This window comes from Dietzia sp. B44 (assembly GCF_014145245.1).
Lineage (GTDB): Bacteria > Actinomycetota > Actinomycetes > Mycobacteriales > Mycobacteriaceae > Dietzia > Dietzia natronolimnaea.
In genome coordinates this window covers 1-6362 of record NZ_JAALEF010000084.1, presented here as the reverse complement: position 1 = coordinate 6362, position 6362 = coordinate 1, and the positions used below count along the sequence as shown (strand labels likewise).

7 protein-coding genes are annotated in these 6362 nt (G+C 72.5%); 3 read left to right on the top strand and 4 right to left on the bottom strand.

Annotation, left to right across the window (positions count from 1 at the left end):
• Both aroA and rsgA read left to right on the top strand, forming a co-directional pair.
• Positions 1-1024: 3-phosphoshikimate 1-carboxyvinyltransferase (aroA, locus tag G6017_RS03595; RefSeq protein WP_182615999.1), on the top strand; the 1024-nt coding region annotated here is incomplete at its 5' end.
• 4 nt (positions 1025-1028) lie between these two features.
• Positions 1029-2078, top strand: a complete 1050-nt coding sequence (gene rsgA, locus G6017_RS03590) for a ribosome small subunit-dependent GTPase A (protein WP_179524789.1) — start codon at positions 1029-1031, stop codon at positions 2076-2078.
• A 13-nt stretch (positions 2079-2091) separates the two neighbouring features.
• On the opposite strand, the gene G6017_RS03585 is transcribed toward rsgA, so the two are convergent.
• The 4 genes from G6017_RS03585 to G6017_RS03570 all read right to left on the bottom strand — a co-directional run bounded on the left by G6017_RS03585 (position 2092) and on the right by G6017_RS03570 (position 5759).
• Entirely contained in the window at positions 2092-3210 is a 1119-nt protein-coding gene (locus G6017_RS03585) for a ferredoxin reductase (RefSeq protein ID WP_179524788.1), read from the bottom strand.
• A 144-nt stretch (positions 3211-3354) separates the two neighbouring features.
• A complete protein-coding gene (locus G6017_RS03580) occupies positions 3355-3876 on the bottom strand; it encodes a DUF6912 family protein (RefSeq protein ID WP_179524787.1) in 522 nt (173 codons plus the stop codon).
• 62 nt (positions 3877-3938) lie between these two features.
• Positions 3939-5345 (bottom strand): wax ester/triacylglycerol synthase family O-acyltransferase, encoded by a 1407-nt coding sequence (locus G6017_RS03575; protein ID WP_182615997.1) that lies wholly within the window; start codon positions 5343-5345, stop codon positions 3939-3941.
• 3 nt (positions 5346-5348) lie between these two features.
• On the bottom strand, positions 5349-5759 hold the full coding sequence (locus G6017_RS03570) for an HAD family hydrolase (RefSeq protein ID WP_179524785.1): 411 nt from the start codon (positions 5757-5759) through the stop codon (positions 5349-5351).
• Positions 5760-6022: 263 nt separating this feature from the next.
• Here G6017_RS03570 and G6017_RS03565 point away from each other — a divergent pair.
• Positions 6023-6362, top strand: a 340-nt coding sequence (locus tag G6017_RS03565; protein WP_241731360.1) for a hypothetical protein, incomplete at its 3' end; no start/stop codon positions are given.

Below are 6362 nucleotides of genomic sequence, written 5' to 3'. Positions count from 1 at the left end.
CCTGGCGGGGACGGTCATGCGCTTCGTGCCACCGCTGGCCGCACTCGCCACCGGCACCTCGACGTTCGACGGCGACCCGGCCGCGCGGGTGCGACCCCAGGCCACGGTCCTGGACGCGCTCCGTGCCCTGGGAGCCGACGTCACCGGGGACAGCCTGCCGTTCACCGTCGCCGGGGCGGGCTCCCTGCGGGGTGGCCGGGTCGAGATGGACGCCTCCGCCTCGTCGCAGTTCGTCTCCGGCCTCCTGCTCTCCGCCGCCCGCTTCGACGAGGGGGTGGAGCTGATCCACGTGGGCGGTGCCGCCGTCCCGTCCGGCCCGCACATCGAGATGACACTGGCGATGCTGCGGGAATCCGGGGTGGCCGTCGAGCACCCCACCGCGTCGTCCTGGCACGTGGCACCGGGGCCGATCTCGGCCGTCGACCGCGTGGTGGAACCCGATCTGTCCAATGCGACCCCGTTCCTGGCCGCGGCCGCCGTCACCGGCGGGTCCGTCCGCGTCCCCCGCTGGCCGGTCTCCACCACGCAACCCGGGGACGCCATCCGCGGGATCCTCCGGGACATGGGCGCGTCCGTCACCCTGGAGACCGCCGACGGGGCCGAGCACGGAACCCTCGTCGTCGTCGGGCCCGACCGCCTCTCCCCCGTCGAGGCGGACCTGTCCGCCATCGGTGAACTCACCCCCACGATCGCCGCGCTGTGCGCGCTCGCCGACGGCCCGTCACGGTTGACCGGGATCGCGCACCTGCGCGGGCACGAGACCGATCGCCTCGCCGCCCTCGCCGCCGAACTCGGTGCGGTGGGGTGCGGTGTCACGGAGCTCGACGACGGCCTCGAGATCGTCCCGGGCCCCCTGCGCGGTGCCCCGTGGCGCGCCTACGCCGATCACCGCATGGCGACCGCCGGCGCGATCATCGGTCTCGTGGTGCCGGGGGTCGAGGTGGACGACATCGACTCCACCGCCAAGACCATGCCGGGCTTCACCTCGATGTGGACCGCCATGCTCGCCGGGCGGGCGATGTAGGGCCATGGCCACCAGGCGGGGCGGGAGCGGGGCGCGCGGCTGGGACGAGTCCGACATCCGGATCCGGCCGGGCAAGGGGTCCAGACCCCGCACCAAGCGCAGGCCCAGCCACTCCGACGCCGCGTCCGCGATGGTCGTGAGCGTCGACCGCGGACGCTGGGGATGTGTGCTGCTGGACGACGGTCCGGACCACGTGGCCGGGACCCGGATCGTCACCATGCGGGCCCGGGAGCTGGGCCGCACGCCGATCGTCGTGGGCGACCACGTCGGCGTGGTGGGAGACCTCACCGGCACCCGGGACACCCTGTCGAGGATCGTCCGGGTCGAGGAGCGGAGCACGGTCCTGCGCCGGACCGCCGACGACTCCGACCCCTACGAGCGGGTGGTGGTGGCGAACGCCGAACTGCTGCTGATCGTGGTCGCGGTCGCGGACCCCCCGCCGCGCGCCGGCTTCGTCGCCCGCGCGCTCGTGGCGGCCTATACCGGCGGTCTCGATCCGGTCCTCTGCCTGACCAAGGGGGATCTCGACGACCCGTCGGTCTTCGCCGCCGAGTTCGAGGCGCTCGACGTCCCCGTGCTCCGGACGGGGATCGACGACGACCTCACCGCACTGCACGAACGGATCGACGGTCGGATCTCCGCCATGATCGGCCACTCGGGCGTCGGCAAGTCCACGCTCGTCAACCGCTTGATCCCCGACGCCCACCGGGCGACCGGCGTGGTCTCCGGAGTCGGCAAGGGCCGACACACCTCGACCCAGTCGGTCGCCCTCGAACTGGGGACCGGGGGCTGGGTGGTGGACACCCCGGGGATCCGCAGTTTCGGCCTCGCGCACGTCTCGCCCGACGACGTGGTGGCGTCGTTCTCCGACCTGGACGCGATCGTGCAGGACTGCCCCCGGGGCTGTACCCACCAGGGCCCGCCCGCGGACCCGGAGTGCAGGTTCGACGCCATAGCCGACCCCGCCGTGCACCGGCGCGCCCTGGCCGTCCGCGAGCTCCTCGGCGTCCTGCAGTCCAACGACGCGTGGGCGCTGGGGACCGATCAGGACTGACGCCCCGCCGCGGTCAGAGCTTGAGCTCGACGTCCCCCAACGCCACCGAGATGCACGTCTGGATCCGCTCGCCGGGGCCGTGGTCGGTGCCGTTGCGCAGGTCGCGGACATGCCCCTCGTCGAGTCCCACGACGCAGGTCTGGCAGATGCCCATCCGGCAGCCGAACGGCATCTGCACGCCCACCTGCTCGCCGCCCTCGAGGATGGTGGTGGCACCGTCGAGCTCCACCGTCTTGCCGGTCGAACCGAACGTGACGGTCCCGCCCGAGGCCCCGGCGTCCCGGTTGACCGTGAAGCGCTCCACGTGGAGATCGTCGCGGCCGGTGGCGTCGAAGTGCTCGTCGAGCTCGTCGAGCATCGCGTTGGGGCCGCACGCCCAGGTCGGCCGCTCCGACCAGTCGGGGACGAGGGCGGACATCTGGCGGGAGTCGATGCGGCCCTCCTCGCTGGTGACCCGCAGGTGCAGGACGTACCCCGGCTGGGTCTTCTCGAGGGCGCGCAACTCCTCCAGGAAGAGTGCGTCCTCCCTCTCGCGCACCGAGTGCACGTGGACGACGTCGGGGAACGGCTCGGTGACCGAGCGGCGGTCCAACGAGCGGAGCATGCCCATGACCGGCGTGATGCCGGATCCGGCCGTGACGAACATCAGCTTGGGCGGCGTCGGCGTGGGCAGGTGGAAGTCCCCCGCCGGGGCGGCGAGGCGGACGATGGTGCCGGGCTCGACGGTGCCGACGATGTGGTTGCTGAGCAACCCCTCGGGCAGGGCCTTGACGGTGACCGAGTACTCGCCACGACCCGTGGTGGGCGCCGAGGTCAGGGAGTAGGAGCGCCAGGTCCAGCGGCCGTCGAGGAGGACGCCGATTCCCAGGTACTGTCCCGGCTGGTAGTGCGGGGTCGCGCCCCACCCGGGCTTGATGACGAGGGTGACGGTGTCCTCCGCCTCGCGGCGCACCGTGACCACCTCTCCACGCAGCTCCCGGGAGGACCACAACGGGTAGATGAGCGAGGAGTAGTCGTCCATCCGCAGCGGGTGGGTGAGGCGGTTGAGGAAGCGATGCGCGGCCCGCGGTTCGGGAACCCTCGCGGCCGCTGCCCGCAGTACACGGTTGAGTCCACTGGTCGACTCGGTCACTGGTGCCTCCTTGGGGCAGGGAACCGCGCGACCCGAGGACCGGGCCGACGGTGCCGGAGATGAGAACCTACGGTAGCGAAGGTTAGCGCCTGGCGGACACCGCACGGGCGTGATCCCGGTAACCGGGACGGCCCTCCGGGGTTCTCAGAGCAGATTGAGCAGGAACGGCAGCTCCGCCGCGTCGTACCAGGCGAGATCGAGGTCGAGAGCGTCCCCCACGGTGAGTTCGGCGTCCTCGTCCCCCAGGTCGGCGCGATCCACGGCCGCGACCGCGGCCTCGACGGGGCCGGCCGCGCCCGCGAGGTCCACGTGGACGGCCGCGACCTCGTCCATCGCCACGGTCCCCCTCGTCAGGCGGACGACCGCGGTGTCCAGGTCGGGCCGGGGCCGGGCGTCGGCGTCGGGGACATCCACACTCACCACCACGCGGCGGTACGGGTGCGCCTCGTGCACCGCGCCGGAGTCGATCTCACCGCCGAGCAACCGGAGCGAGGCGCGGGCGGCCTCGAGGAACGCGACGTGCTCGATCTCCTCGGTGTCCCCCTGGGCATACGACTCGACGAGCGCGGGGGTCGCGGCGAACGCGGTCGCGCTGCGTACGGGCATCTCCCCGCCGTCGAGCAGGGTCTCCAGCATCGCGAGCGTGGCAGGGATGAACAGGCGCATGGTGGTGCCTTCCTCGGGTGGGCGGGGCCGGTCGGCGGTCGGTACCGGTCGGCGGGTACCGGTCAGCGGGCGGTCCCGGTGAGCTCGTCGAGTGCCGACGAGATGAGCTCACCGATCTCCTCCACGTCCGGAACCGCCTGGCGATCCGCCGTGAATCCGCAGTAGACGATCCCCGAGTAGCTGCTCATCGACACGGCCAACGCCTGACCGTCGAGCAGCGCGGGGACGGGGTAGACCTCGGCGAGCTCGCCGTCGCCCCAGAACATCTTGTGCTGCGGTCCCGGTGCGTTGGTGACGACCAGGTCGTAACTGTCCGACGGCAACATGATCGCCGCCCGGGAGCCCAGCGCGTGCAGGGTGGGCGGGGCGAATCCGGAGAGGCGGGCCAGCGACTTGGCGCCGACGGCCTGCCTCGGGTGGCGCTGTGTGGCCGTCTCCCTCGAGATCTGCGCGAGCCGCATCCGGGGGTTGGGCTCCCCCACCGGCATGCCGATGAGGGCCGAGGCGATCTCGGCGGAGGTCGCCTCGGCCGAGACCTCCGACCCCTCGACCGGTCCGGTCTCCGAGGAGACCGCCATCGGCACGATCGCCCGGAGCGTGTCGGCCGTCGAGAGCGGGTGGCCGCAGGACAGGATCCACGAGCGCAGCGCCCCGCACAGGACGGCCAGGACCACGTCGTTGACCTTGCACCCGTGCTCCCTGGCGATCGTCCGCGCCTGGTCCAGCGGGAACGAGGCCAGTCCCACGCGGCTGCCGCGCGGGCGGGAGGTCCGGAACATCTCCGCCAGCCCCCCGGGCGGTCGCAGGACCGTCAGACTCGCGGCCCCGACCAGACCACGGCTCGCCCTCTCCACCGCGTTGACCAGTCGTGCCGAGCGCCGGACCAACTCCAACGGGTCCGTGGCGATGGTGATGAGCGCGTCCAGGACGAGCACGCCGTCGCCCGGCGAGGGCACGGGGGTCCAGGTGGCCACCTCGTCCACGTCCGCGGACGCCCTCTCGTCGGTCATGAGCACCTGAGCGAGGTCCACGGCGTTGGGGCCGCCCAGGAGGACGTGATGGGTCTTGGTGAGAACAGCCAGCCGCCCGTCGGCGAGTCCCTCGATGAGGTAGAGCTCCCACAGCGGTCGGCCGGGCTCGAGCGGGCGGTCGACCAGCCTGGCCACCAGATCGGCGAGCTGGCGCACGCCCCCGGGCGCCGGCAGTGCGGACCTGCGGACGTGGAAGCTCAGGTCGAAGTCCGGATCGTCGACCCAGACCGCCCGCGCGAGCCCGAACGGGACGTACCGGATGCGCTGGCGGAACCTGGGGGCGTCGGCGAGTCTGGCGTCGACGAACTCCATGACGCGGTCGATGTCCCACGGATCGTCCCGGGAGACGAGCGCGAGGGAACACGAGTGCCGACTCCGCGATCGGGTGGCGTCCCCGATGAGCAGATCCGCGTCCGCCGTCGCCAGCCTGGTCGCCACGGGTCAGACCGCCTCGTCCAGCCCGAGCAGTCCCCGGATCTCCACGGCCGCACGGTCGAACACCTGGTAGAACACGCCGATCATGCCGGTCTGGACGGCGCCCAGGACGTTCTCGATGGCGTCGTCGACCATGACGCACTCCCGGGGCTCCAGCTCGAGCCGTCGCGCCGCCTCGAGGAACGCCTCGGGATCGGGCTTCTCGACGCCGGTCCGGCCGCTGAGCACCACGTGATCGATGCCGTAGGCGCGGGCGTCCTCACGCACCCGATCGGCGCCCGGCCCCTCGGGCTCGTTGCTGAGGACCGCCAGGCGCACGTCGTTGGCACGCGCACCGAGAAGGATCTCCCGCCAGCTCTCGCGGTCCTCATCCGTGCCGTCCAGCACCCCGAAGTAGTCGACAATCAGTCCTCGCATGGGGACAGCCTAGGCAACGCCCGTCGACGGTGCAGGAGCGGAGCCGGAACCGACCGCCCGTCCCCGTGCGTCAAACGACATAGAAGAACGCGAGACCGGCCCGGTCCTCGCCGGAGGGAGCAGGAGAACGCATGGCCCCGACACCCGTGTCACCGCCGTCGACGGGACGATCCACGCCCTGTCGGGACGCCTCGTTCGACGAGTGCAGGGTCAGACCACTCCCCTCCACGGAACCCGTCTCCGCTGCCCGACGGCACGACCGGATGAGCCCACCGGTCGCGGATCCGGTGGCGGTCCCGGTGCCCGTGCCGGACCCCGAGCACGCGGTACCGGTCCCGGCGAGGCGGGCGGCCCACGCCCTGGTGATCATGGCCCTCGAGGTCGTCGACCGGAAGCGGGCCCCACACCACACCCGGGGCGCGTTCCCACCCCACCTCGTCGAGATGCTCAGGACCCTGGCCCGCGGAGGGGTCCCGGGCCGGCACCTCGGTCCCGCTCGGGTCCACCGCCTCCACATCCACGCCGCCGATCCCGGGGCCCCCGGCGGCGGTGTCGCTCCCGGATCCGGGGACGGTGGCAGCGCCGACTACGAGGTGTGCGCCA

Excerpts from the sequence above, each read along its gene's own strand:
- G6017_RS03570 (WP_179524785.1), bottom strand. The coding sequence starts at position 5,759 with ATGCGAGGACTGATTGTCGACTACTTCGGGGTGCTGGACGGCACGGAT.
- G6017_RS03580 (WP_179524787.1), bottom strand. The coding sequence starts at position 3,876 with ATGCGCCTGTTCATCCCTGCCACGCTCGCGATGCTGGAGACCCTGCTC.
- rsgA (WP_179524789.1), top strand. The coding sequence starts at position 1,029 with ATGGCCACCAGGCGGGGCGGGAGCGGGGCGCGCGGCTGGGACGAGTCC.